26 protein-coding genes are annotated in these 24,529 nt (G+C 56.7%); 13 read left to right on the top strand and 13 right to left on the bottom strand.

Annotated elements, in window-relative coordinates:
* The first annotated feature begins 52 nt into the window (after positions 1-52).
* Complete coding sequence (locus SJY13_RS21860; RefSeq protein ID WP_377194312.1) at positions 53-934, top strand: sterol desaturase family protein; 882 nt, start codon at positions 53-55, stop codon at positions 932-934.
* A 79-nt stretch (positions 935-1,013) separates the two neighbouring features.
* Here SJY13_RS21860 and SJY13_RS21855 read toward each other — a convergent pair whose 3' ends face one another.
* The gene (locus SJY13_RS21855; RefSeq protein ID WP_377194310.1) at positions 1,014-1,232 is read right to left on the bottom strand and encodes a GDCCVxC domain-containing (seleno)protein; all 219 of its coding nucleotides are present in this window, start codon (positions 1,230-1,232) and stop codon (positions 1,014-1,016) included.
* Positions 1,233-1,236: 4 nt separating this feature from the next.
* A complete protein-coding gene (locus SJY13_RS21850) occupies positions 1,237-1,560 on the bottom strand; it encodes a hypothetical protein (protein WP_377194308.1) in 324 nt (107 codons plus the stop codon).
* Positions 1,561-1,657: 97 nt separating this feature from the next.
* On the opposite strand from SJY13_RS21850, the gene SJY13_RS21845 reads away from it, so the two are divergent.
* Positions 1,658-2,059: a MerR family transcriptional regulator gene (locus tag SJY13_RS21845; RefSeq protein ID WP_377194306.1), complete on the top strand. Its 402-nt coding sequence runs from the start codon at positions 1,658-1,660 to the stop codon at positions 2,057-2,059.
* Positions 2,060-2,216: 157 nt separating this feature from the next.
* Here the strand turns inward: SJY13_RS21845 and SJY13_RS21840 are convergent, their stop codons facing one another.
* From SJY13_RS21840 to SJY13_RS21810, 7 genes are all read right to left on the bottom strand, one after another.
* Positions 2,217-2,693 carry a DUF411 domain-containing protein gene (locus SJY13_RS21840; RefSeq protein ID WP_377194304.1) on the bottom strand — a complete coding sequence of 159 codons (477 nt, stop codon included), beginning with the start codon at positions 2,691-2,693 and terminating at the stop codon, positions 2,217-2,219.
* A 469-nt stretch (positions 2,694-3,162) separates the two neighbouring features.
* Positions 3,163-4,410, bottom strand: a complete 1,248-nt coding sequence (locus tag SJY13_RS21835; RefSeq protein ID WP_377194302.1) for an NnrS family protein — start codon at positions 4,408-4,410, stop codon at positions 3,163-3,165.
* A gap of 24 nt (positions 4,411-4,434) precedes the next feature.
* Complete coding sequence (gene ubiV / locus SJY13_RS21830; protein WP_377194300.1) at positions 4,435-5,346, bottom strand: ubiquinone anaerobic biosynthesis protein UbiV; 912 nt, start codon at positions 5,344-5,346, stop codon at positions 4,435-4,437.
* Between the two features lie 5 nt (positions 5,347-5,351).
* Positions 5,352-6,350, bottom strand: coding sequence for a ubiquinone anaerobic biosynthesis protein UbiU (gene ubiU, locus SJY13_RS21825; protein WP_377194298.1), 999 nt, complete (start codon positions 6,348-6,350; stop codon positions 5,352-5,354).
* A 17-nt stretch (positions 6,351-6,367) separates the two neighbouring features.
* Positions 6,368-6,877 carry a ubiquinone anaerobic biosynthesis accessory factor UbiT gene (ubiT, locus tag SJY13_RS21820; RefSeq protein ID WP_377194296.1) on the bottom strand — a complete coding sequence of 170 codons (510 nt, stop codon included), beginning with the start codon at positions 6,875-6,877 and terminating at the stop codon, positions 6,368-6,370.
* A gap of 3 nt (positions 6,878-6,880) precedes the next feature.
* Positions 6,881-7,552, bottom strand: coding sequence for a hemerythrin domain-containing protein (locus SJY13_RS21815; RefSeq protein ID WP_377194294.1), 672 nt, complete (start codon positions 7,550-7,552; stop codon positions 6,881-6,883).
* Positions 7,553-8,089 (bottom strand): DUF2478 domain-containing protein, encoded by a 537-nt coding sequence (locus tag SJY13_RS21810; protein ID WP_377194292.1) that lies wholly within the window; start codon positions 8,087-8,089, stop codon positions 7,553-7,555.
* Positions 8,090-8,340: 251 nt separating this feature from the next.
* Here SJY13_RS21810 and SJY13_RS21805 point away from each other — a divergent pair, with 251 nt between their 5' ends.
* Positions 8,341-8,769 carry an Rrf2 family transcriptional regulator gene (locus SJY13_RS21805; protein WP_377194290.1) on the top strand — a complete coding sequence of 143 codons (429 nt, stop codon included), beginning with the start codon at positions 8,341-8,343 and terminating at the stop codon, positions 8,767-8,769.
* Positions 8,770-9,137: 368 nt separating this feature from the next.
* Here SJY13_RS21805 and SJY13_RS21800 read toward each other — a convergent pair whose 3' ends face one another.
* Together SJY13_RS21800 and SJY13_RS21795 are read right to left on the bottom strand one after the other, a co-directional pair.
* Complete coding sequence (locus tag SJY13_RS21800; RefSeq protein WP_377194288.1) at positions 9,138-10,082, bottom strand: phosphotransferase enzyme family protein; 945 nt, start codon at positions 10,080-10,082, stop codon at positions 9,138-9,140.
* Positions 10,082-11,359: an aspartate aminotransferase family protein gene (locus SJY13_RS21795; RefSeq protein WP_377194286.1), complete on the bottom strand. Its 1,278-nt coding sequence runs from the start codon at positions 11,357-11,359 to the stop codon at positions 10,082-10,084. Before SJY13_RS21795 ends, SJY13_RS21800 begins: the two co-directional genes overlap by 1 nt.
* Before the next feature lie 161 nt (positions 11,360-11,520).
* Between SJY13_RS21795 and SJY13_RS21790 the strand changes: the two genes are divergently transcribed.
* The 4 genes from SJY13_RS21790 to SJY13_RS21775 all read left to right on the top strand — a co-directional run bounded on the left by SJY13_RS21790 (position 11,521) and on the right by SJY13_RS21775 (position 14,301).
* Positions 11,521-12,327: an IclR family transcriptional regulator gene (locus tag SJY13_RS21790; RefSeq protein ID WP_377194284.1), complete on the top strand. Its 807-nt coding sequence runs from the start codon at positions 11,521-11,523 to the stop codon at positions 12,325-12,327.
* Positions 12,328-12,563: 236 nt separating this feature from the next.
* Positions 12,564-13,001: a cytochrome b/b6 domain-containing protein gene (locus SJY13_RS21785; RefSeq protein ID WP_377194282.1), complete on the top strand. Its 438-nt coding sequence runs from the start codon at positions 12,564-12,566 to the stop codon at positions 12,999-13,001.
* Positions 12,998-13,600, top strand: coding sequence for a helix-turn-helix transcriptional regulator (locus tag SJY13_RS21780; RefSeq protein ID WP_377194280.1), 603 nt, complete (start codon positions 12,998-13,000; stop codon positions 13,598-13,600). Before SJY13_RS21785 ends, SJY13_RS21780 begins: the two co-directional genes overlap by 4 nt.
* The gene (locus tag SJY13_RS21775) at positions 13,597-14,301 is read left to right on the top strand and encodes a VIT1/CCC1 transporter family protein (RefSeq protein WP_377194278.1); all 705 of its coding nucleotides are present in this window, start codon (positions 13,597-13,599) and stop codon (positions 14,299-14,301) included. The genes SJY13_RS21780 and SJY13_RS21775 overlap by 4 nt, the downstream gene beginning before the upstream one ends.
* A 267-nt stretch (positions 14,302-14,568) precedes the next feature.
* Here the strand turns inward: SJY13_RS21775 and SJY13_RS21770 are convergent, their stop codons facing one another.
* Positions 14,569-15,798, bottom strand: coding sequence for an adenylate/guanylate cyclase domain-containing protein (locus SJY13_RS21770; protein ID WP_377194276.1), 1,230 nt, complete (start codon positions 15,796-15,798; stop codon positions 14,569-14,571).
* 522 nt (positions 15,799-16,320) lie between these two features.
* On the opposite strand from SJY13_RS21770, the gene SJY13_RS21765 reads away from it, so the two are divergent.
* The gene (locus SJY13_RS21765) at positions 16,321-17,661 is read left to right on the top strand and encodes a metallophosphoesterase family protein (RefSeq protein WP_377194274.1); all 1,341 of its coding nucleotides are present in this window, start codon (positions 16,321-16,323) and stop codon (positions 17,659-17,661) included.
* A gap of 595 nt (positions 17,662-18,256) precedes the next feature.
* A complete protein-coding gene (locus SJY13_RS21760) occupies positions 18,257-19,177 on the top strand; it encodes a LysR substrate-binding domain-containing protein (RefSeq protein ID WP_377194272.1) in 921 nt (306 codons plus the stop codon).
* An 88-nt stretch (positions 19,178-19,265) separates the two neighbouring features.
* Here the strand turns inward: SJY13_RS21760 and SJY13_RS21755 are convergent, their stop codons facing one another.
* Positions 19,266-19,820 carry a GNAT family N-acetyltransferase gene (locus tag SJY13_RS21755; RefSeq protein WP_377194270.1) on the bottom strand — a complete coding sequence of 185 codons (555 nt, stop codon included), beginning with the start codon at positions 19,818-19,820 and terminating at the stop codon, positions 19,266-19,268.
* 113 nt (positions 19,821-19,933) lie between these two features.
* On the opposite strand from SJY13_RS21755, the gene SJY13_RS21750 reads away from it, so the two are divergent.
* The 4 genes from SJY13_RS21750 (at position 19,934) to SJY13_RS21735 (ending at position 24,500) form a co-directional block, all read left to right on the top strand.
* On the top strand, positions 19,934-20,785 hold the full coding sequence (locus tag SJY13_RS21750) for a LysR family transcriptional regulator (protein WP_377194268.1): 852 nt from the start codon (positions 19,934-19,936) through the stop codon (positions 20,783-20,785).
* A 216-nt stretch (positions 20,786-21,001) separates the two neighbouring features.
* Positions 21,002-21,964: a LysR family transcriptional regulator gene (locus SJY13_RS21745; protein ID WP_377194266.1), complete on the top strand. Its 963-nt coding sequence runs from the start codon at positions 21,002-21,004 to the stop codon at positions 21,962-21,964.
* A gap of 104 nt (positions 21,965-22,068) precedes the next feature.
* Positions 22,069-23,769: a hypothetical protein gene (locus SJY13_RS21740; RefSeq protein ID WP_377194264.1), complete on the top strand. Its 1,701-nt coding sequence runs from the start codon at positions 22,069-22,071 to the stop codon at positions 23,767-23,769.
* Positions 23,766-24,500 (top strand): DUF3726 domain-containing protein, encoded by a 735-nt coding sequence (locus SJY13_RS21735; RefSeq protein ID WP_377194262.1) that lies wholly within the window; start codon positions 23,766-23,768, stop codon positions 24,498-24,500. Before SJY13_RS21740 ends, SJY13_RS21735 begins: the two co-directional genes overlap by 4 nt.
* The last annotated feature ends 29 nt before the right edge of the window (positions 24,501-24,529 follow it).

Raw genomic sequence — 24,529 nt, 5'->3', positions numbered from 1 at the left:
TGAGAAATGATGGCAGACCCGCCGCGACCGACAACCCGGAAAGACACGCTCCATGTCCGACACCATCCTTGCAGCTGAGCCGACCATCCGCCTTGTTGCCTTTCTTGGCATTCTGGCGGTCATGGCGCTATGGGAAGTTGCAGCACCCCGACGGCGACGGGAAATACCACGCGTTGTACGATGGACAAACAATCTTGCGCTCGTTGTGCTCGACACCGCAATCCTGCGGCTGACCTTTCCGATCCTCGCGGTTGGTCTCGCAGCCATTGCCGAGGAGCGCGGATGGGGGCTCTTCAACAACATCGATGCGCCGATTTGGGTTGCCATCGTGGTCTCGATGCTGCTTTTCGATCTTGCGATCTATCTTCAGCACGTGATGTTCCACGCCGTGCCGGGGCTTTGGCGGCTGCACCGGATGCATCACGCCGATCTTGATTTCGACGCGACCACAGGCTTGCGGTTCCACCCGGTAGAAATCCTCATCTCGATGGGGATCAAGCTGGCGGTCGTTGTGGCCTTGGGTCCCCCCGCTGTCGCCGTGCTCTTGTTCGAGGTCATCCTGAACGCGACCGCGCTTTTCAATCACGCCAACATTGATCTTCCGCGGCCGGTAGATCGTTTCCTCAGATGGATCATCGTCACCCCGGACATGCACCGAGTGCACCATTCCATTGATCCACGCGAAACCAACTCGAACTTCGGCTTTAATCTACCCTGGTGGGATCGGCTGTTGGGAACCTACGTCGCCCAACCCGCGAAGGGGCACAAGGGTATGGTGGTCGGCATCAAGCAGTTTCGGACGCGCCGCGAACTCTGGCTCGACCGGATGTTGATTCAACCCTTTCTCGGCCCGGCAAGTGGAGGTGCGCTTGACGCCCGCAGCCATCGGAAGCGATCTTCGTCCATCTCATCCAAGCCGGACACCGACAAATAGACCTTCGAACAAAGCCTTGCTAGGTCGCGTAGCATTTTCGAGATTCGAAAGGCGGCAGAAGCTGCCAAAACTGCTCAATCTATCCGCAACAACTATCACCCAGTTGAATGGGCGGGCACGGTACGGTGGCGTAGGAGCAGTATACGCAGCAGTCACCTTCGAGTGGCTTTAACACTGTCTTGCACGACTTGCATTCGTAGAACCACTGGCAAGCGTCAGTCGGCATCTTCTCAGTTTCTTTGTGTCCGCATTCTGGACATGTCAATGTGCTTTCCTGCACGACGGTTTGTTCTGTCATAGTCTTACATCTGCATGATTAGGTAATCGTTGATCCGGGCTTCGTTGAACAAAATTGCCCATGCCAAGCCCGTCATTGCTGTGCTTCCGACAAGCCACCATTTCAGTCGCGCCATCGACCCACGTCGATGAGATATCAACCACGATACCACAACCAACGCAGTAGAAATGGTCAGCACATAGAAACTTGCCGCTGCAATTTTGCCAAAGACAGCGAGCCAACTGCCGCCCAACCCCAGCAGCATCATAGCCATAGGTAAGACGCAGCAGGTTGCCACACCCAGGGCCGACAACGATCCAATGTAACTGAGGCCAAGATAATTCTGCACTCCGTCCCTCCAATGGCAGCCGTGGTTTGCGTTGCAGTTATGACTCATAACCGTATAACTTCTGTAGTCACTACAGGATCAAGAAGGAAAGCTTCACATGATTGCGATTGGAGAGGCCTCCCGGCAAAGCGGCGTTGGGATCGAAGCGATCCGCTACTATGAACGAGAAGGAATTGTCCCAAAACCCGAGCGGGCTCCCAACAATCGTCGCCTCTACTCGGCTTATGACGTTGGCAGACTTCGCTTTCTGAGGAAGTGCCGCGATCTGGGGTTCCCGCTCGCAGATGCAAAAACACTCCTTGATCTGTCCGAGGGCGGCGGTGAAGACTGCCAATCCGTAAAAGAAATGGCTGAGCTCCATATTTCCAGCGTGCGCGACAAAGTAAGCGAACTTCGACGTCTGGAAGCCGCACTGAATGAACTCACAGCAAACTGCGACAGCGGAAACGTTTCCTGCCCTATGCTTTCTCAACTGCAAACTGCACAAGACCACCGATAGTTCTTAAGATGAACCCACGGCGGTAATACTCCATGGTTTCACCGGAGATTCCAAAGCAAGAAAATATTGAGCAACAACAGGTTTAGCTGCTGACACCCCGAAATTCCAAAAGGGGGCAAAATCCCTGCTGTGATATCATTAGTTTGGAGGCCGCCGATCAGGCCGCAGTGTAGTGACTGAACACGTCCGTAGTGCCATCCTTGCGGATCAGGAAAACCGAATAGGCCTCGCGTTCACTCTCCGGCCCCATACCGGGTGAGCCGTAAGGCATGCCTGGCACGGTCAGACCGATCGCATCGGGGCGTTCAGCCAGGAGACGACGGATATCGGTTGGCGGCACATGGCCCTCGATGACGTAGCCTTCAACCAGGCCGGTGTGACAGGAGGCCACCTCCTCCGGGACACCCTTGGTGGCCTTGTATTGCGACAAGGTCTCCCAGGCGGCGTTCTGAACCTCCATCTCGAACCCTTCGCGCTGCATGATGTCAATCCAGGTGCCGCAACACCCGCAGTTTGGGTCCTTAAGGACCTCTACCCGCGGCTTGGCGGTTGCCAGGGCCGGCGCGGCCAGAGTGATGCCGGAGGCACCGAGGCCAGCAAGAAAGAGGCGGCGGTCGAGTGTCGGGGTGGTCATGTCATTTCCTTTCCGTTTTCGCGCCTGCGATGTGATGTTGGGTCATGTGACCGATACCGCGGGCAAGTGTCATGATATGTGTCAAGCGGGCGGTCATGAGCCGCCCTGCATCAGTTCGCTTTCGGTGCGCACCGCCTGCATGTCGCGGATATGTCAACATAAAGGCCCCGCTCAAATCCCTTGGCACACGGAACGGCACCCGCTCCATTGGCATACCGCATCCCGGCCCATTTCGGACATTGTCCGACGGTTTGCGATGCCGCGCTGCGGCCCGTTGAAGCTGCCATTCGCCGCAAGTGCAAAATCCAAACCAGATCGAATTGGCAAATCGCGGACTTTGCCGCCTTTTGCTTGCGCTACAATTGCTGGCGCAGCATCTGCTCGTACTTGCGGCATACCTACCTTTGCGATGCAGCACATTTCGCCAAATCGGACGTTCAAAGGCGTAGAGTTGACCCAAACCGTAACCTCACTTTCGCTGCGGTCCGGACGGACCAGCCAGTCGCGCGGATGAGGCGCTTGTTGATGACGCTGCGCGATGATCCGACGGTCGAGGTATTGGAAATTCGACATCGGATTTGCGACCGGTAGGCCGTTTCGGACCACTGAATACAGGTTGGGGTGTCGGGCGGAACAGGGCCGTGCCATGCCGCACTATGAAAGAAGCCCAGGCGATGCACCAGATAAGGGGTATGGCGACGTGCCCTATCGTATCGGTCGCGGCGAATACCCGCAAAATAGCCGCCATCCACAAAAGCGCGAAGCCGACTTGATCGATCATAGCCGGTTGCAATCGATCAGCGCGGCGGGCCACAGCACGCGAGGCCACGGCATAGATCGAACACGCCATTGCCCCAGCGGTAAGCGAATGCAGGGCGGCGCTGTCGGGTAGCATCCACACATTCGCTTTACTTAGCGCTACTAGCAAGAACCCCAAAGGCAACCAAAAGTAAGCCAGATTCAGCATGCGCAACAAACCGTCTTCGAGTGTATCTTTGGACAACCAGAGCGCCAGTCGAGCCGTTTCGGCTGCAGCGGCAACCGCCAGACTTGCGCAGACCCATTCGGATGTGGCCCCAAGCGTTTCCAGCAAGAGCGCCACGAGGATAGCTATAACAGAGGGATATCCGCAAAGCCGCGCCAATCTGAAGCGTCGCTCGCGAGGCGGGATGCAATTCAAATTGTTCCAGGTGAAACCCGCAACCATACGGCCGCCCACGATCGACAGAAGGACCGCAAAGCCCATAACCGGGATGAACGGCATGTTGCCACCCCGCAGCGCTGCAATCTGCACGCCGGTCATCGTCAGCGCAAACAGCGCAAATCCCACACTTTTCGAGGATGGGGATCGCAAAGCCACGAGCGCGAGTGTCAGCGTAACAAAGCCCATAAAGGCTCCAGTTCCTGCTGCGACCAGAGCGGGGTCGGTCCCAAATGCGCCTGCCGCGGTCAACCGTGCAACGACCCAAAGAGCCACTAGGAACACTACAGCTCGGTGAGACATACGAGCACCTTTGGACCAGCTTGGCATCGCGGTCAGCGTATAGCCGGCGAACATGGCTGCGGCGAAGCCAAACACCATCTCATGTCCGTGCCAAGCCCACCGGTTTCCAAGCGGCGAAAGCGTCAGGTCAAGCCCTGTGTCCCAGCCGACCATGCCGACACCGGCGATTGCCCAGGTCGCGCCAGCCAGAAACATTGGTCGATACGGTGCCACAATTGGATTGCTCCCGCTGCGCGATCACGCCGGATTGGCAACGGCGATACGGCGATATCCGGCCTCGCCGTAGAAGAAGCCGTTGCTGAACGGAGTCCCGCCGCAAATCTGACACAGCACGGCTTCCGCCTCGGACAGATCGATGCTGCCGTCCAATGCGCGACGGTAGACCTGCGCAACGGCTACCATATCCACCGCCTGTGGCATCAGGCGCAAATGGGTGACTCCGTCACCAACAAGCCTTGTCACTTCCGGCATGAGGTCGATATAGCTTTCCGACTGGGTCTGGATACCGTTCACCCGCAGGATTGGTTGATCGTCACTGGTGGTCAGAGGCATCCCGTCGGCATCGTCTTCGCAGATAAATTGGCAATTGTCCTTGGTGCGGCCATGTGCGCGAGCATGGTAGCATCGGGCCGAGACGGCCAGCGAGGCGCGACCGAATACCTGTACCTCGACGCCCAGTCCCAGATCACGTGCAGCCCGCGTCGCTGTGGCAATGGCGGGGGCGGGTAGCTCGGTGGGCAGGGCGACATGGGTCGCGCCTTGGTCGGCCATCCATCTGATCGTGGCCTCGTTATAGGCATTCATGAAGGGGCCGATGCGATGGGGGCGTTTTCCGCGCGTATATAGTCCTGCGGCGTTGTTGATCTCGATCTCGTGACTTCCCAGCGTGGCCAGATCCTCGGTCGCCTTTCGCTCGCGTTTCAACATCACTTCGGAAAGCGAGGACAAGACAACCCGTTTGCCCGCGCGCTCCAACCGTTCGATGATTGTTGGTAGTTCAACCTCCTGGAAAGGGGCGCGTTTTGAGCAGATTACCTCACCCAGATACACCTCATCGACGGGCGCCTCATCCGCGATGCGGGCGTAGAAATCTCGCCGCCGCTCGGCCGTCCAATGATAAGCTATCGGACCCAGTGTCAGTTTTGCCATGTTCGTCACCGCCATTTCTTTGTCTCAAAGGCGCCCTGTGTCTGTTTCTGCCCTTCGGTCAATGCGACAAGGTCGGCGATATTCGCCTCTCGCCCGGCGCGAATGTCATCCACCGCCGCGCGAAAGGCTTTCACAACATTGCGCACATAACTTTTCGACCGCTGCCGCCCTTCGATCTTGAAGGCATGAACGCCCGCCTCAATCAGCTCGGGCAACAGGCGCGAAAGATTAAGGCTGATGGGCTCCTCAAAGGCGTAGTAGCCCTCAGGCCGGTGCGGCGCGGAATAGCGACCTTTGCAGATCGTGGGATAGCCCGCCTTTTCGTTCGGTTCGAAACAGTCGATAGTGAATCCGGCAAGTTGAGAAGACATCGACCCGTCCTCGTGGCGAGCATATTCCACATCCGAGGCCGGAGAACAGACACCATCCATATTCGTCGATTGCCCGGTCAGATAGTTGGTCAGGCTGCACCGTCCTTCTACCATCAGACCGTGGTTGCCAAAGATGAAGGTTTCGATCTCGCAGGGGATTTCCTTGCGGATCTGGCGAATCTCAGGGATTGTCAGGATACGTGGCAGGACAACGCGTTTCACTCCGAAATTCTCGCAATAATAACGGATGGCCTCTGGGCTGGAGGCTGCGGCCTGCACTGACAAATGTAACCGGGTGCCAGGATGGGTTCTGGCGATGTAGTCGGCAACACCCATATCGGCAACGATGAACGCATCGACGCCAAACCGCGCACCGGTATCGGCGGCCTGACGCCAGAGGTCGACCTTGCCCGCTGGCGGATAAGTGTTGAGAGCCAGCAGAACCTTGGCGCCCTTTGCATGAGCGTACGCAACGGACTCGGCCAGTTCTTCCGACGTGAAATTCAGACCCGGAAAGTTGCGGGCGTTGGTGGCGTCCTGGAAGCCGCAATAGACGGCGTCGGCACCTGCATCGACGGCGGTGCGAAGGGCAGCGGGCGTCCCGGCGGGGCAGATCAATTCGGCAAGGCTCATGATTGGTCGGTATCCTTTCAGGTTGTGGGGTAGGAACGGCGCAGGCGCGCCAGGATCGCGCGGCCCGGTGCGCCGAACATGTCGGCAGTTTCTTCGGCAATGGAGCCATCAACGTCGTCGAGCGCGTTTCGCAGGCGCACTACAGCTTCGGTATCGCCGGTCACCTGCAGATCGCGCGAGAAGAAGGCTGCGTCACCGTCTTCCTCTGAATCCATCAATTCCAGCAACAGCATGAAACGGCCACGGATCGCTGCCCCGGCAACAGGCGCAAGATCGCGCGGCACAGCACGGAAGATCAACGCATGCGGATCAGGTCTAAGATGCAACGCAAAGGGCAGCTCAACCGGATCAATGATGTAATCAGTTGTTTGGTGCGAGCCGAGCCGGGCAAAGAGCGACGGGTGGCGTTCCGCGATACGCCGCACAACCCGCGACAGGATCGGCTGCACAATTGCTGCAGACAACCACGCCACCGGGCGCTGCCCCATCAAGCGCGGGCGATGACCCGAGTCGGTATTGGCTGTCATTTCTCAGGCCTCCCTTTCTGCGGACTGGTTGGGCTGTGCCACAATCAAGCCTATCGAGATGTCATGGGGTTGCGAAAAGATGGTCGGCAAGTTCACTGCCATTGGTGCGATGCAGATTGGCACCGGGTGTGGGGCTGACTTGTAATAGCGCATCAACGGACTGGCTTCGGGCGAAGAGGAAAAAGTGATTTTGTAACTCATGCCCGTGACTCGATGCGCGGGAAAAGCACCTCGTTTTCGAGATACATGTGCTCGTCGAGATCCTCGACCAGCTTGCCGAGCCCGACATAGAGGCGTCGCCAGCTCTGGCAAGCGTAGTGCGGGAGTTCGAAAACCGTGAGTGATCGCTGCAATGCGATTCAACTCAGCCTGGTGATCATCATGGGCCTTGCGTAAACCGGGGACGGCCCTGGCCGCGAAAGTCGGGTGGCCGGTTTGCAAGGCAGTGAAGACGGTTTCCTCTTCATCGCGCATGTGATCCTCGAGTTCTGCGAACATCACCTTAAGCGCATCGGTCAATCCGTGCGGTGTGTTTGGATCGGTCGCGTGGGTCGTCTCGACTTTGCTGGCCAGCGCTATCAGGCCAGGCAACTCTTGCCGGTGTGTGTCATGGTAGCGGGTCCAGATGTGATTGATCAGCGCGACAGTCGGCGCCTGAGTTGTCGGATCGTCCATTCATGCCTCCACGACGGGTGACGCAGTGGGTTTGGCTGCTGTCAGGCACCAGGTCAGAATTGCGCTCTCTTTGGGTGATAGCTCCGTTGCCATGTCGCCTGCGAAGCGTTCGAAAGCCGCCCGATGCGCAGCAGATACACCAATCAATACCGGCACGTTGCGAGACTGGGCCTCGACGATCAGAGCGCGAAAACCGCGCCCTTCCGCCTCGCTCACCCCGAACTTGTTCAGCACGATCAGGTCGATCCCGCCCGCGATCAACCGCGCGGTCGCCGTCCCCGCCGCCTCTTCCAATGCTCCTGCATCCATCCGGCAGGCTGTTGAACCAACACCAAGATCTTGCGTGATACGGGCGATCGGGCCATCAGGCAAAAGCCACAGATCGTTGTTGCAAATAGACGTCTCGCCCTGTGTTTCTTGCCGACGCAGGGCACCACCAACCCGGATCCCCTCAGCCTGCAAACGCGCGACCACGGCGGAAAGCAATTGATCTGTAGCACCTCGCCCCTGAACCGAAACACTCGCCAGTCTTATCATCGGTCCAGCCTCTGTTCGACCTGCACCGCCAAGGGTGCCCCTGACGCATGGTCTGCTCGAAACGTCTTGTGACACCGGATCAGAATAGGCCCGACCTGAGTGCCTATTTCCTTTTGTGTCGCGACGACGGCAACCTGTCTCATGTCCGATCCTTTCGGGTTCGATTCGTCTAGACGAAATCGAATTGGTATTTGATTTGCCGATTACGCCCGGTTAATACGCATTGCAAATACCAAAACGGGATCGCGACCTTGCGCCTCACTTCATTCACTGATTATGGGCTGCGCGTTTTGATGCGCTTGGCCGGGGCACCCGATAGTGCCATGACAACCGGCGAACTCGCTGCTGAGTTCCAAGTGTCACGCAATCACCTCGCCAAAGTGATTTCCGCGCTTTCCGGAGCGGGCTATCTCGAGACCAGGCGCGGGGGCAGCGGCGGTGCTATGTTGGCCCGCCCGCCCGAGGAGATACGGCTTGGCGATGTTGTGGCTTTTCTCGAAACTGGCCAGGTATTGGTCGAGTGTTTTTCGCCAGGTGGTGCTGCCTGTACGCTGACACCGCACTGCCGTCTGAAGGCGCGATTGGCCCAAGCCGAGGTATCCTTCCTATCTGACCTCAATCGGAGCACTTTGGCCGATTGCGTCTATCACCCTGAAATTTCTAACCCACCAGATCACTGATCGAGGAGCAAAAGATTTAGACTCAGGACACAGTTGATACAATGCTTTGAGGCTTGAGTGATTTCGGGAGAAAACTGACATGCAAGTGTTCAATGAGGAAACGGTCAATTCCGACAGTGATGGTGGCGCGGGAAATCCCTGCGGCCCATATCGAGCACTCCTCTTCAGCGATAGCGGAGAGTTGACTCAGTTTGGTGCTTTCGAAGAGGAATTACGTCCGGGCTCCTCTCCCCCAATCACAGAGCGCGCAGCTTCTCCAATCTAAAACTACGTGCGCTCGCGGCCCAAAGCTGACCCTGGGCTTCACCAGTGCGAATGTCCGGTTCCATTCACTCTGAGTATGCTCGGTTTGACCAGGTCTTTCGCCTTCAGACTGGACGCGTTTCCAATAGATAGGACGTGCAGAGCTTACCCGCGCGTGCGCTAAACCGCGCGTTTCTCTCCTCTGCTCCGGCTTCACCCATGCGCGGAACTATCCAGCCCACGTAAGTGACCGCCCGCAGGGCAAGGAACAAATCCAGTAGCCTGTCATCTAGCGACCGAACCTCGCAATACCCTTCCAGCAGCGCGGCTTTCAGCGTGGGGTAGTCCGGTTCATCCATGTTGCGCAGAAGCGCGGTGGCAATGTCGAAGAGGCGAAAGCCGAACCCGCCGTCGTCAAAATCGAGAAGTTTGATTTCCCCCCCATCGACAAGCACGTTTTCCCGCAGCGGATCAGCATGGATCAGACCGTAATCGAGCTCATCGGCGCACCGCTCCAGAGCCTGCCGCGCGCGATCCCGGAACCGCCCCAGCAAGGCGCCTGTTTCGGGATCAAGGGTCGGATTCTCCCAGAAACGCCCCCAGACCGGGTTATCCCCCAACAACCCGTCCGCATCCCAGGAGCAGCGGGCGAAGCCCGGCGGGTACTCCCAAGCATCACAAGCTTCGTGCAATTGTGCCAGAACCCGCCCCAGCCGCCGAAACACCAACGGGGTATCGTCAAGCTCGAGCGAGCCTTGGCCTTTGCCAAGGGGCGTTCCATGCATCCAGCCGATCAGGTCGGCATAACGTCCCTCTACTTGTTCCAACAGCTTCCCGGAAAGCGACTGGCGGGGCCGCGGCACGTGCAACCCGGCCCGGTCCATCGCGTCCAGCCATTGTAGTTCTGAGAGGAGTTCGTCCTCGCTGCGATAGCCAGGACGTTTGAGTCGCAAGGCAAAATCGCCCTCGTCAGTGCGCACCCGGTAGACACGGTTTTCACGGCCCGCCACGAAATCGTAAGGCGCGGTATCGATGCCCCAAAGGCACAGCGCTTTCTCGACTGGGTCCATCACGGGGCGACCGGAATTTCGGCCAAAACCGAGTAGAGCGTTTCGATGAGCAAGTCGAGATGCTCTTCGCCAAAGGGCATCGGAGGCCGTATCTTCAGCGTGTTCTTATGCCGCCCCAGCTTTGACAGCAGAATGCCCCGGCTCCGCATCGTGTTGACCACACGGTCAGCATAGTCACCGGCGGGGGTCTTGGCGCCCCGGTCAAGCACAAACTCTGCGCCAAAGACCATGCCGCTTTGGCGGACATCACCAATGAATTCGTATTTTTCAGCCAGTGCGGTCAGGCGTTCATGCGCCAGACTGCCGATCCTGGCGGCATTGGCCTGCAGGTCCCTGTCGCGCAGTTCCTGTAGCACTGCCATAGCTGCGGCGCAGGAAACCGGGTTGCCTCCGAACGTGTTGAAGTAACGAAACGAATGGCGGAACCGGGCCATGATCTCGGGCGTGGTGACCAGACCGGCGACGGGATGACCATTGCCCATGGGTTTGCCCAGCGTCACCACGTCCGGCACCACGCCCTGTTTCTGGTGCGCCCAGAAATGGCTGCCCGAGCGGCCGAAGCCCGATTGCACCTCGTCACAGATCAAAAGCCCGCCAGCCTTACGCACCGCCTCCGCCGCGGGTTTCAACCAGCCTTCAGCTTGGGTCGGGAATCCTTCGTTCAGGAAAAGCGGGCAGACGATCAGCGCCGCAAACCCAATGCCCGATACTTCGAGCGCGTTGATCTGTTCCTGCACATGCGCGGCAAAGCGTTGCCCATCAGGATCGTCGATCCGATAGCTGTCGGGCGCTTCCACGTGGCGCAGATATTGGCCCAGTCCAAACCCTACTTCAGGGATGTTGCTTTTGGACAGGTGGCTGACCAATGCAGTGTTTCCATGATAGGTCGCGTCCGTTGCGATGATCCCGCGCTTGCCTGTCATAGCCTCGGCCATGCGCAATGCGATGTCATTGGCCTCTGAACCCGAGCAGGTCAGGATCGAGGTAAGAAGATCGCCGGTGAACGTATCAACAAGTGCCTCGGTATAGTCGAGGATGCCTTCGTGCAGATATCGCGTATGGGTGTTCAGCGTGCCAGCCTGGTTGCAGATCGCTTCGACCACGCGCGGGTTGCAATGGCCCACATGTGGCACGTTGTTGTAGCAGTCCAGATACCGCCTGCCACTCGCGTCCCATAACCAGACACCTTCCCCCCGGACAATATGCACCGGATCGTCGTAGAAGGTCGAAACATTCGGTCCAAGCAATGCGCGCCTGCGTTCGACAATCTCCGACACCGCCAATCTCCTTTCACGTCACCGCAAAGCCGCGGGATGTTGATTTTCTTGGCTGGTTCTTTATTATAACCAGTGGTTATAAATTTAAACCGACCGATTTTCCGCGTCAATGACCTAAGGCTGAGGGTTGAACTGGAACCTCGTCGGAATGGAAAAGCGCGATGTCGTCCACGGTTGCCAAAGCTTTGTCTCTTCTGGAGTTTTTCTCCGAGGAAGAACCCGAACTGGGCCTTTCCGAACTGACCCGGCGCGCGGGGATCAACAAAGCTTCGGTCTATCGCCTGTTGAGCAGCCTTACCGATGCCGGGCTCCTGGAGCAAAAGGAAGGAACGCGTGCATATTCGCTGGGAGCGGGCATTCTGCGGCTGGCGCAGATTCGCGAAGCGACCGCACCCATTGCCTCGATCGTGCGCCCAGCACTCGAACGGCTGATGCAGAAGGTCGGCGAAACCACGCACGCGTCGATCATTTCGGGGCCGGCGCTTGCGACAATCGGCATTTGCGAAAGCACGCGCAGCACGAGGGTGTCGCTGATCGCGGGCGAGATCCTGCCTTTGCACAGCACTGCATCAGGCGTCGCGGTGCTGGCATTCGGATCCCAGGCTCTGCGCGACCGAACATTGTCGGCACCGTTGAAATCCCAGACGATCTACACAATGACCGATCCAGAAGAAGTCCTCGAGAACATCGCAATTGTGCAACAGCGGGGTTATGCGACATCCGAAGAAGAAAACGAAGAGGACGTCTACGGCATCGCGGTTCCCTTTTTCGACCAGAGCGGATTGGCTCAGGGCGCCCTCGCCGTGGCCACACCGTGCCACAGGATAACGGACAGACTCCGCCAACAGATCGTGACCTCACTAAGGCGTGAGGCCGAGGCCGTGTCCCGCGCAATCGGCGGACAACCCTCGCAGATGTTTTCACGGGCGATTGAAAAAACAATCGAGAGAATGGGTCCGAAATTCTAGGTGCACAACAATTGGCTTCTTTCAACGGGCGCAGATCGTCTCGCCGAGTAAATGGGCAGCACACACGCAGAGCTGACCTGGCTACGGGCCGCTGCGAAAGGTCGATATTCGCCAATCGAGCTGGGCGCTGAAAACTTCATCAACTGAAAGAATGGGCTCCTTGCAGACCAATGCGCGCGCAGAAGATGCCCATTTAGCTGGCTTCCCAAAACAGGTATTCGGCCCTGCTTGTACACTTGCCCGGTCAGCGCGGTGCTGATGATTGGGCTTGGAGGGAGGATCGGAGGGCAAATCATGCCAATATAGGGCCGAAACACGCGCGTTTTTCGGCTTTCCCGCCAAGTCCCGCCCGCGCGCTGCGCCATATCAAGGCAATGCGGGCCGGTGATAGGAGCGTGCATCTGTCGCACAACCCTCTCGGGGCTTTGATGGTCTACAACATCTGGCTGAGCGTCATCGCCATTGGCGTGACCGGCTTCATGATGACGACCATCACCTTTTTCGGTATCGATTGGGTCGAAGAGCTCCACGAAGCTGTCTTCAACTGGCTCCTGTTCTCGGTTGCGCTGCATGTTGCTGGTGTTGCTTTTGATACCCGGCGGTCCGGTGTCAATCTCGTCCGCGCCATGATAAATGGACGCAAAACCATCCCTGAAGGACGCGATGTGATATGAGACCAAGGCTGTGGCCTTCAAAAACAAAGGAAAGGCGCGCAACGGTTCTTGCGGGCCTTATCCTTTTGCAGACCCTATGTGCGCTCTTTTTTATCGGCGATGTGATCGAGGACTTCCTCGAAGACGGGAAATTCGGTTATCCCCACCTATTGCTTGAATCCGTTGCAGCAGTTGCGCTGATCGCGGGCGTGGTTTTTCTCATGATCGAATTACGCGGGTTACTTTCGCGCATGTCGGATATGCAAACAGGTTTAGAAATTGCCCACGGACAGCTGGCAAAGGTCATCGAAGGATTTTTTGAAGATTGGAACTTGACCAACGCGGAAAAGGACGTGGCTCTGATGATACTGAAGGGCCTGGACAACCAAGCCATTGCGAAAGTTCGAAACACAGCATCCGGCACCGTCCGCGCGCAAGCTACCAGCGTCTACGCGAAATCCTCAACCGACGGGCGGGCGCAATTTATCAGCCTGTTCGTGGAAGAACTACTGGCCGGGAATATCAGCGTCAAGAATAGCTTGGATTCCGCATTGATGAACAAATCCATTCAAAAATCGGCAGTGAAAGATCGTTTCACCGGGCAGGAAAAGAGACCTTGACAGACCCGAGCGCACATCCTGGCGACCCTCACTATGTCACACGCAACGGGTGGTTGCGTGCTGCCGTTCTGGGGGCCAATGACGGCATCGTCTCGGTATCCTCGCTTGTTGTCGGCGTTGCTGCGGCGGGCTCTGGCCCGAGCGCGGTCCTGATTGCAGGTGTCGCCGGTCTGGCTGCCGGTGCCTTGTCCATGGCCGCTGGAGAATACGTCTCCGTCTCGTCGCAGTCCGATACTGAGCGCGCCGATATCGAGCGCGAACGGATCGCTCTTGCTGAAATGCCCGAAGACGAGTTCAGAGAGCTTGTTGCCATCTACGAGAAACGGGGATTGAGCACAGAAACAGCTGAGGTTGTTGCGCGTGAGTTGACTGACGCAGATGCATTAGGCGCCCATGTTCGGGACGAACTTGGCCTGTCAGAGGTACACGTAGCGAACCCGCTTCAGGCTGCACTTGCATCAGGCGCAACCTTTAGCATCGCGGCGGCTATCCCTGTCCTTGCCGCTTATCTGGCGCCGGCGTCTGCCGTCATCCCAACCGTGCTGACCATCACTGTCCTGGCATTGGCCATCCTCGGAGCGTTGGGGGCCAAGGCAGGAGCCGCCCCTATTTTGCCCGCCGTTTTGCGTGTTGTCGGATGGGGCGTCTTTGCAATGGCTGTTACGGCAGGCGTCGGGTGGCTGTTTGGCGTAAGCATCTAATCATCAGTTTAGCTGCTCTAAATGCCCATCTTCGGTGGTCAAGATGCCGAGGCTGACGTCTATGCAATGAGCAGCATTGGTGAAATAGGGCTCACAGCAGACCTCAGAGCAAGTACCGCAAGGCTCCTACCCCGCAAGAATCTGACTACGCAAACGGCCCATTGTTGCCCTTGGGACTAACTTGGCCTCGTGCCAAGAACGGGCACGATGACAGTTTGGTCTTTTAGACAAAGACCGATGCTGCAGTAGTTCGCTCGTCCTGTCCTTTCATCCACTCTTCCTCTCGTTCAGCAACCAGGTGCGTGTCATGCCTTTGCCTCGAACTTCTATCAAACCGCGTTCGACGAAGATGAACCGGTTCTTGAGGCGTTCATGAACGTCCGATGTCACCTGGATTTGACCAGGCTCGCCGGTTTGCTCCATTCGCGCCGCCATGTTAACTGCGTCGCCCCAAACGTCGTAGAAGAACTTTTGCCTGCCTACGACTCCGGCGACGACCGGACCGCTGGCGATACCGATGCGAAACGGTACCGCACGTCCTTTCGGATCAACGAGGTCAGCAAGCGCGTCGCGCATCTCCAGTGCGAGATCTGAGAGTGCCTCAACTTGGTCTGGCCGCGGCTCGGGCACGCCACTCACAACCATGTAAGCATCGCCGGTGGTTTTGATCTTCTCGAGGCCATGCTTCTCGACGAGCGTGTCAAGATCGCTGAAGACGTCGTTGAGGAATCGAACGAGATCCTCCGGCTCCGTGTCGCTTGCCCGCGCGGTGAACCCCTCCATGTCGGCAAAAAGGACAGAGGCCTGATCGTATCGGTCGGCAATTACTTCGCCGCCACTCTCCTTGAGACGTGCAGCCACACTGACAGGTAGGATGTTCGCGATCAATGCCTCGGAACGCTCGAACTCATGCTCAGCAGCCGCCTCGGCGTGCGCAATCTGACGGATCGCATAGAGTACGATCGAAAACAGGATCGCAAAGCTCAGTACGACAGAGGGAATGAAATTCGCAATGAAAACCTGATGCGGTGGCCGCAGCCCTGTGTTCACCGGCGTCACGGCCTCCAAAACGATCGTGACCGTAGCGGCCAACACGACCAGCGCGACTGCAACTGGGAGGCGTATCTTTCCGTAGAACGGAATGAGAAGCGCCGGAACCAGCAGGGCCCAGAAGTGCAAACCCGATCCGGTTCCAAAGATCAGACATAGTCCTGAAATGTCGGCCAAGCCGACCGCGATAAGCAGGGACGCTCCCAGCGATGGCCCCCACCGATGCATTAACGGGACGGCGCTAAAACCGAGCGCGGCGCCGAGATGGACGAGCGATGGCGGCCACAGGCCGGGATTGGGGTTGATCATATGGGCGACGACAAATCCCAAAGAAATCGCCACCAGCGCAAATGCAGTCGCGTTCACCACGCGGAGGTGCCGCGCGACCTTCTCTGGATAGCGTTCGGTGCCAAAGCGGATCGTTGGAAGAACTCGGCGCCATTTCATACGGACCCCTCCAATGCCTTCGATCACAATTGGGTGTCGGAATGAGACAAACGTCAAGCTTGCAGGCGGTGTGGAACGCGCACGACAGCATGAATAAATACCGGCAACTTGGCGCGATACTTACTCCGCCAAGGATGAGCCTGCTGGCAAACCTTCCACTTGGCCACGTCGTCGGGGACATCCCGAATGGATCAAGAATACGCAAAACGGACGTGAACCAAACGTCCGGATCAACTAAGAAATTGCCGCCGTTCGTACGCACAGCAGCATCCTGGAGAAAGGGCTCTTCGCGGCCATCGGAGCGACCGCAGCATCCTGTGCCCAAGGTCGGATCGCGTCTGCCTTAACGGCCCAAACCGGCCACTCAACAATGGTCCTGAGTGCTGCGGTCGCAGCCCGCATTGCGGACGTTCATGCAAGGCGCACCATACGCTTGAGTTGGAAGTCTGCCAGGTCGGCAACCCAAACAAGGCATCAGCGACCACTGGTGCTCAGCCACAGATTGCGGTCTAGGTCGTAGTGTTGAAATTCGCTCTTTCCGGTCGTTTCAGCAGAATTCCCTATCCACTGGACTTACGGGTCGCAGAGCGTAAATTCGTTTTGTCATTTAAGAGGGATGCCCGCTTGTCAGTAAGAACTGGTTCATTCGTTTTTGGAGCATGGATGTGGTTTGCTTTCGCTGTTCCGCTCTTTGCAGCTGAAGTGCTGTACAATTGGGTGCAGCTTGGGCCAAGAACAGAAACGATTGTACGCGTCATCTCCCGATCGCCGAATTGCCCCGCACTACAAGTCGACGGTCGTTCTGTCACTATGAACAAACGCGCCGAACAAGCGGAGCATTTCCCGGAAACTGTTTGCGAGCATCACGTAGTGGCGCCGCAGCAGATAGCGCTTGGGGATAAGATCCTTCCGACGCTGAATCCAGACGTTCGGCGCATAGTCGTAATTGGTGACACCGGATGCCGTATTAGGCGCGGCAGGGTGCAGGCCTGCAATGATCCAGTTGCCTGGCCGTTGAAATCGATCGCAGCAGAAATCGCAGCCAGATCGCCGGATCTGATAATCCACGTCGGCGACTACCTGTACCGATCAACGGAATGTCCTGAACCGGACAAATGCGATGGGTCTCCATTCGGCGATAGTTTTCAAGCCTGGTCAGCGGACTGGTTGGATCCCGCGGAAGAGCTTTTTTCGGTTGCCCCTTTCATATTTCTGAGAGGCAATCACGAAAGCTGTGGACGCGGCGACAAAGGCTGGTTTCGGTATTTTGCACCTCGGTCCTTTCCCGCAGATTGCCCAGCTGTAACTGCACCCTGGGTAGCCTCGGTCAACGGCCTAGATTTGATCGCCTTCGATGCATCTGCTGGATCGGCACCGGAAAGTAGCCCCGAGTTGCTACCCATATACGGGCGCATGGCGAGAGATGTGTTTGCGAACATCAAACAGGAAACTTGGCTTCTGACGCATCGCCCACTTTGGGTGAACATGCACGCGTTTGGTGAGCTGATCGATGGTGACGATACTCAGCGTGCGGCATTCAGCGCGACCATGCCGGAGTTACTGAACCTTGTTCTGTCTGGCCATATCCATGCCTTTCAGGGGATCGATTTGGCCAATGGTCCGGTTCAGTTGATCAGCGGTAACGGCGGGACGCTGCTTGATCCAATGCCAACTAGCATGGAGAACAACCTTGAAGTTGCCGGAAGTTTGGCCAGTACCGTGGTCAACGATAGTGGCTTCGGCTTCCTGATGTTAACCAGAGAGGGAGCGGACGGCTGGTGGGTGGATGCGATGGACTCAAACGGCCGACTGCGACTTCGATGCCGCCTGAAAGGGCGAGCGCTTTCCTGTGATTGGCCTTAAGACGGATAGTTTCGCCAACGTTTCGATCTACAAGCCGCCGTTGATTATCGAGATTCGGATGTACATAGCGGGGATCGTTGCTGACGACGGGTATGACGCAGAATCCATGGCTTCGTAGGTAATGAGTGCGACGCTCGCGGCCCTAAGGAGACATTTGGATGAACCAAATTTACCCTTGTCGGTTTCCCGAAACCGGACATTGATGCACGTTTCAGCAATTTGAGCATTGCGTATTAATTGCAGGAGACCAAAACCTCCATACGACTTTACTGGCTATCGCCGTCGATTTCTTCAGCAACACCGATATCTTCTAACAGGTGCGGAGACGTCTCCGCCAATCTGTTCAATTCCTCCTCCATCCGCCATTCGACTCGATATGCTGTCAGTTTCGAATCAAAAAACCTGATCACCTTTCGTATCTTAAGCAATTCGCCGAATGGATGCTTTGACCGCCTCTGTGTATGCTTGATATCTGAATACATGCGCTTTTCCAACGTTAAGCTTCGCTCTTGATTGTACTTTGGGTGTTGCAACGCTTGCTTTCAAACCAAGATTTCTCCTAACTTGGGGTAGAAAAACTAAACCAAGTGAAGAAATGCGATTACCGCCACTCAATTCACTCAGAGCGTTCGAGGCTGCAGCTCGGCACAACGGCTTTATTGCAGCGGCAGACGAGCTTTGCGTCACGCGCGGTGCGGTCAGCCGACACGTAAAACTGTTGGAAGAGCACTTGGGTGTGAATTTGTTCCGACGAAACCACAAGGGCGTAGAACTGACCTTGGCCGGGAGCGAGTTACTACCTATCCTAACTCAATCCTTCGGAGCGATGGCCAGTAAATGTGAGAACATTTCTGCGGACGCGTCTGAGTTGAGGATAATCTGCCCTCCCGCGCTCTCAATACGCTGGTTGTTTCCCAGACTGGAGCTGTTTCGTGATATGCACCCCGAAATCCGCGTTCGCCTAACGACCGATTTCTACGGTGAAAAAGGCTTTGATACTTCGGAATACGATCTCGGCATATCTGTGGAGAACTTACCTGGAAGATCCTCTGATATTGTGACGCTGCCTTTGTTCCCGGCAATCCTGTCACCTGCCTGCGCACCAAGTATTTTGGAAGGCGAGAAATCGATTTCTGCCCCAGAGGATATCTGTAAGTTCAAGCTCCTGCATGAAAACCCTAGGAAGGAAGACTGGGCCACGTGGGTGCAGAAGTTCGGCGTCAAGGAGATCGATCCCACACGCGGAGAAGCTTTCCCAAATCTGGATATGGCCACCAAGGCTGCTGTCATGGGATCGGGTATCGTTATGGCAGATTTGGCATTGTGCCGGGAAGAATTGGAACTTGGCACGCTTGTGCTGCCACTCGCGCATATGAAATGCGCAGAGCCATACGGACAATACTCGCTCATTGGCCCACGTGACAGATGGAATGATACAAAAGTGCGTAAGTTCAGGGAATGGATCGCTGGTAATGCGAACTCTGAGGCTTTGATTTACATAAATGAACGCGAGTAAGTGGCGACAGCTTAAATTTCTGAATTGATTTATGCCGCCAAATCATAAGTGCTTGAGCGTCCAATACTACCAACGCTAAGGACGGCCCTCAGGCGGCAGCGTCTTGTTGTGAGACTGCAAGTGTCAAGGACTTAGCCATTTCCAGTGCGCCGAAATTTATGCCGCCGGGTAGTGTGAGGGTCACCGGTCGTCCCGGCTGATACCCCAGATGTTGATAAAGCGGCATACCGGAGAGGGTCGCTGTCAGTGACGCCTTGGCAAACCCCGCGATCGCGATGTCCTCTTCGATCCGGTGCATCAGCCTGCCGCCGATGCCCCGCCTCGCCCAGGTCGGGTGGACATAAACGCTGCGCACCGTTGCTCTTGGAGAGGTCACAGCAGTCTCAACCGCATTGCACTTACTGTAGGACGCCTGTCGCGTTGACCACCCGCCACAGCCTACAAGAATGCCCCCTAGCGAGGCGATCAGATAGGTGCCATCTTCGATCAGATGATCATCCATGGTACCGATTTCAGAAATGAAGGCGTCGATTGCATTGCGTGAGTAAAAGTCTGCACCCAACCTGCGCATCGCTTGCGCCTGCATCAATCTGAGCGCCGTTCGATCCGCCATTGAGGCGGCATGAATCACAAGATCAACCATCGTATTTTCCTTTTCAGTCCCTTGAACTTGACGTCGTGATGCTTGCGTCGGGCTCGGTGAAAAAGCCAACGAGTAGTGTAAACATGGTCCATGAGCGATTCTCATGGGGCCCGATGAATACCGATTTGCTGAAGACATTCCTGGCAATCTGCGAGACGAAAAGCTTTACCGCAGCAGCTGATCGCGTGGGGCGGACCCAGTCAGCGATCAGCCTACAGATGCAAAGGCTTGAAATGTCCCTGGGTCGGCCGTTGTTCGTGCGCGGTGGTGGCGTTTTGGAAATGACAGAGCACGGAATCTTGCTACAATCTCATGCTGTAAGGATTCTGGAGAGCGTGGCTGATGCCAAGGCGGCATTTGACGTGGGCAAGGTTGATGGCGTTGTCGTGCTCGGTGTGCCCGAAGACTATGCGCCGAAAATCCTGACCGAGGTTTTGCGCAGCTTTACCGAGCTTTATCCGGCGGCAACCATCAATCTTGTTCTGGACGAATCCCGCCAACTGGTACGGCATCTGGCCGAAGGATCGGTTGACCTGGCCTTTGTGACCGAGGGCGAGGGTCCAGTTGCGGATGGGCGCGTGGCATTTCGGGACCAGATCGTATGGGTTGGCCGTGAAGGCAGCGACCTGCACCTGCAAGACCCACTCCCTATCGCAATATGGGATGAGAATGACGGATATTCGTCACGTATGTTCAAAGCACTTGCTGAGATGCAGCGAAACCATCGGACGGTTGTTATCAGCCGTAGCATGACCGGTTTGCGCGGCGCGGTGCAAAGCGGCATCGCCATAAGTGCTATGATGCGCAGCAGCATCGTGCCTCCAATGCAGGAACTGACGAAAGCTGACGGATTTCCAGCGCTTGAAGAGTTGTCGGTAAGGCTGGAGCGCGCGCACCTGAAAAAATCAACTTTGATTGACCGGATCGAAACGCACCTACTGTTATTGTTCGAACAGACCGGTTGATAAACTCGGCCCATTGCCGCCGTTCGCGCCTTCCAAAATTTAGTCTAACCACCTCCCCGAAGCAGACATTCGTGCGATGTGCAGCAATTTGGAGCAGATGACGATGGAAGATCTGGACAAAACAATCGTACAGAAACTCTAGTCAACTGGGTGAACTCTAGCCCATAGGCGTTTTGTCCTGTTCAACGTGAATCCCAAGACAGGTATGGTGACAACATGGACAATAAGATCGCCCGCAACCTTTCACTTAAGCAATTCCGTGCTTTTGTCAGCGTCGCCAAATGCGGGTCCTTTAGCGGGGCAGCACAGGAACTTGCAATTTCACAACCTGCCCTTTCACTGAGTATTCAGCAGTTTGAAGAAATCGTTGGTGTCCCGTTGCTTTCCAGGACAACCCGATCCGTTTCTTTGACACCTCTGGGGCAGGAGTTTCTCCCGAGAGCGGAAAAGATACTGGCGGATGTGGAAAGCGCCATCCTTTCAACCCGCACAAGCGCGGAAAAGCAGAAAAACCGTGTCAATGTCGCGGTACTGCCCTCTGTCGCCATTCGGGTCTTGCCGCAAGCCATACGCAGCTATTCAGCGCTGGCGCCCAATGTGAAAATCCACATGCAGGACGATAACGGGCGCGGCGTCGAGGCACAGGTTTTGAACGGAGACGCGGACTTCGGGATTTCCAACAGTTGGTCGGACAATCCAGAGCTCAACTACCGGCCATTCTTGCGGGATCAGATGGGGTTGATCTGCCGAGGTGATCACAAACTGGCGCGACGCAAAAACCCTTTGACCTGGTCCGACTTGACGGATTTGTCCTTTGTCGGCATGGCGCCAGATACCGGAACCAGCCGCTTGACCAAGGGTGTTGAGGGCTTGCCAACTTGTATTCTGTCGCCCGGTTTTACCGTGCTCACGATTGCGGCATTGGTCGGTATCATCGAAAGCGGCGAAGCGGTTTCTGCCCTGCCCGCATTGGCTGCCCCGGATTATCTAAATCCATCGCTGGTTTACCGGAGCCTTTCTGAGCCGGAGCTTTATCGGGAACTGCAGCTTATTATCCCGAAAAATCGCCCGCTTTCCTCTGCCGCCGATAAGTTCACAGAATTTCTGCTTGGCCAATCCCATGAAATTTCTTCAATGTTTCCAAACCATACGGTGAAACCCGTCACGTCTGTTTCTTGATATATTTGTTTTTCAAATAAGCTGTTCGATTCTTCAAATTTTACTTTGCCCTCCCTCTGCGTGAAGCATTTGGTGAATGCGCCATTAGCCAAGGAGGGCACAACATGCTTGCAGCTTTATCGGACAGAATGCGACCCGAAGCCGAGGTCATGGACCTTGCCAGGCTTGGGTCACTGCATTCCTCTACCCTCAGCTTCATGCGTACGCTTGTTCGGCGGATCATGAAGGAAGAATGGGCCATCGATCGGTCACTCTTTGACCTCGACAATGACGGATATGGCACCGCGATCTACAGGATTGAATCGCCAAATGACATTTTCAGCTTTGTGCTGTTTTCCAACCCGCTGCCGGACGAAGACCGCAATGACCGGGTGATCGCGACGAGCTGGGATCTGACCATGGCACTTTGTGAAGGTGAAGTGGATGACCTTTGGCTCGAAGACCTGCGCCGCAATGTGCCCAAACAGGAAGCCGGTCGGGTTGATTCCCGCGTCTTCAGCCTGTCGCGCGCCAATCGCAGCTCACGTCTCTTCAATTACGTTCTGGAAGAGCTCAGCGCCGGTCGCCAGCCGGATGCCGATCGGATTGCAGAGGTCGGGTACCTCTATCGCACCACAGCAGTCTATGGCAGCGGCAAGCTGGGCATGGCGGACTGGAACAAGGTGCGCAGTAAGTTTGCGGATTTCAATCGCCCCTTCGCGCCGGAAATGTTCATCTGCTACATGCTGCGCCAGTTCAGCCTGGATCAGATCGATCACATCGCCAGCGCCCGCGCGCCCGAAACCGCGGTGGCGTTAGATGATCGCCTGAAACGCTTTTTCGGGATCGGCAACTCAACCGGACTGGGCATGGCCCCCTATTTGGTGAACCATGGCGAGCTGTTCAGCCAATGGGTGGAGAAGCGGGAAACCGCGTTGGCGCAGGTGCTGCACAAGGCGGCACCAACCGAATGGCGGATCAACCTATTTCACGAGCATGTCCAAAAAGCGATGCAGCACTTCGCTGAAAGCGTCACCAGTGACGACGAGCAGATCGAGCGAAATCGCGTGCTGATCGCAGAGTTGGACGATGTGATTGCATGGGTATCAGGCCAGGGCGACACGCTGGAGACCTGGTCGGTCCTGTCGGATCATGCCCGCGACGTCTGGAGCCTTGAGACGCAGGAATTGATCCACGCCATCTGCCTGGAAATTCACCCCGAGCTGGTGAATAATCTGGAAGAAGGTTTTGCCGTCATTCCCAACCCGGTGATCGATCCGGCCATGGCGACAGATGCGCTGCGGCACCTAATCGAAACTCGCTATGATTGGGCGCTGGCAATTGATTTTTCCGACCCGAGAAACTCAGACGCCTTCTGGTATCGCTCAGCGGAAAAGCTGGAGCCGCGGCTGGGTTTTGCCGGGGCGGATCCGGGGATCGAAAAGCAAATGCCATTGCCGATCGGGCGACGTGTTCGCGAATGTTATGATTTGCTGGTCGAGGATCTCGCGGAGCAACCGAAAAGCGATGTGGTTCATTTCTTGCTGCGCCGTCCTGCAATGAAGAGCATCGTCCGGCGCATTCAGACGATGTCGCGACACAAATACGCGGAGATCCGGGCCAACCTGGCGGATCGCAACGTGCGTCCGATGGACCTGTTGCGCTGCAAGCTCGCATTCTTCGGCGTGGGCAAATTCGATCCGCGTTCCAAGCTCTGGGTACGAAACACCATGTATCAGGGCGCGCCTCTGATCGATGATATCGGCCAGACATATGAAAGCTGGTTCCTGCCACTGAAACCCGAGATGAAGGAGGACCGGGCATGAGAGTATCTCGTAACGAAATGATCGCGGCCCTGTCGCGCGCCTATGAGGGCGCGGGTCACCATATCGGCGACTATGAAGACGCAGCACAGCTGGTCACTTGGTCTCATATGTGCGGCTTGGGTGGCTTCGACCGCATAGCCCTGCCGCCCGTCGGCCCAAAGGGCGGCGCGACACCGCGCTTGGTTTTTGAGAACGATGATATCGCTGTCATCGACGCAGGTGGGGCGGATGTTTGCGAACATGGCTCACTGGCCGCGCATCTGGCTTTTTCCAAGGCACAGAAAGCAGGCTTTGCCATCGTCGAGCTGTCCAGTTGCCGGTACCCCGACCTGATCCTGCGCAGCCTGTCGCTGGTGGCTCAACAAGGCATCTTCATATCCGCTTACTGGACGGATCAGACCGGATCACACGGTGCCAGTTTTGAAAGCGGGGCGATCTTTCCGCACTACTGGCGCGTGGAAAAGACCAACGTGGGAAGGGAATGTTCAACCGTCACTATCATGTGCACCACCCAGCCTGCCCTGTTGGCGGATGCGGTGACCCATCAGGCGGAACAACCGGAGGTGAAGCGGCTTGAGGTTTCGGCGACGCAACTGGAAGCCAACTACAATCTGTCGCTTGAAAAGGGCATCGCCGTGCTGCCCGACCAATGGGATGCGCTAAACGCAGCAGCCTGGCCGATACTTGTAGCTTCTGACCAACAATCGCGCGCGGGTGCCGGTCCGGGCTAAAGCTTACCGGGAGTCGCCTTGGGGTCCGA

The sequence above is a fragment of the Ruegeria meonggei genome, from assembly GCF_042768335.1.
Lineage (GTDB): Bacteria > Pseudomonadota > Alphaproteobacteria > Rhodobacterales > Rhodobacteraceae > Ruegeria > Ruegeria meonggei.
Note: the sequence above shows the minus strand (reverse complement) of the source record. Positions and strands in the feature narration are given on the sequence as shown.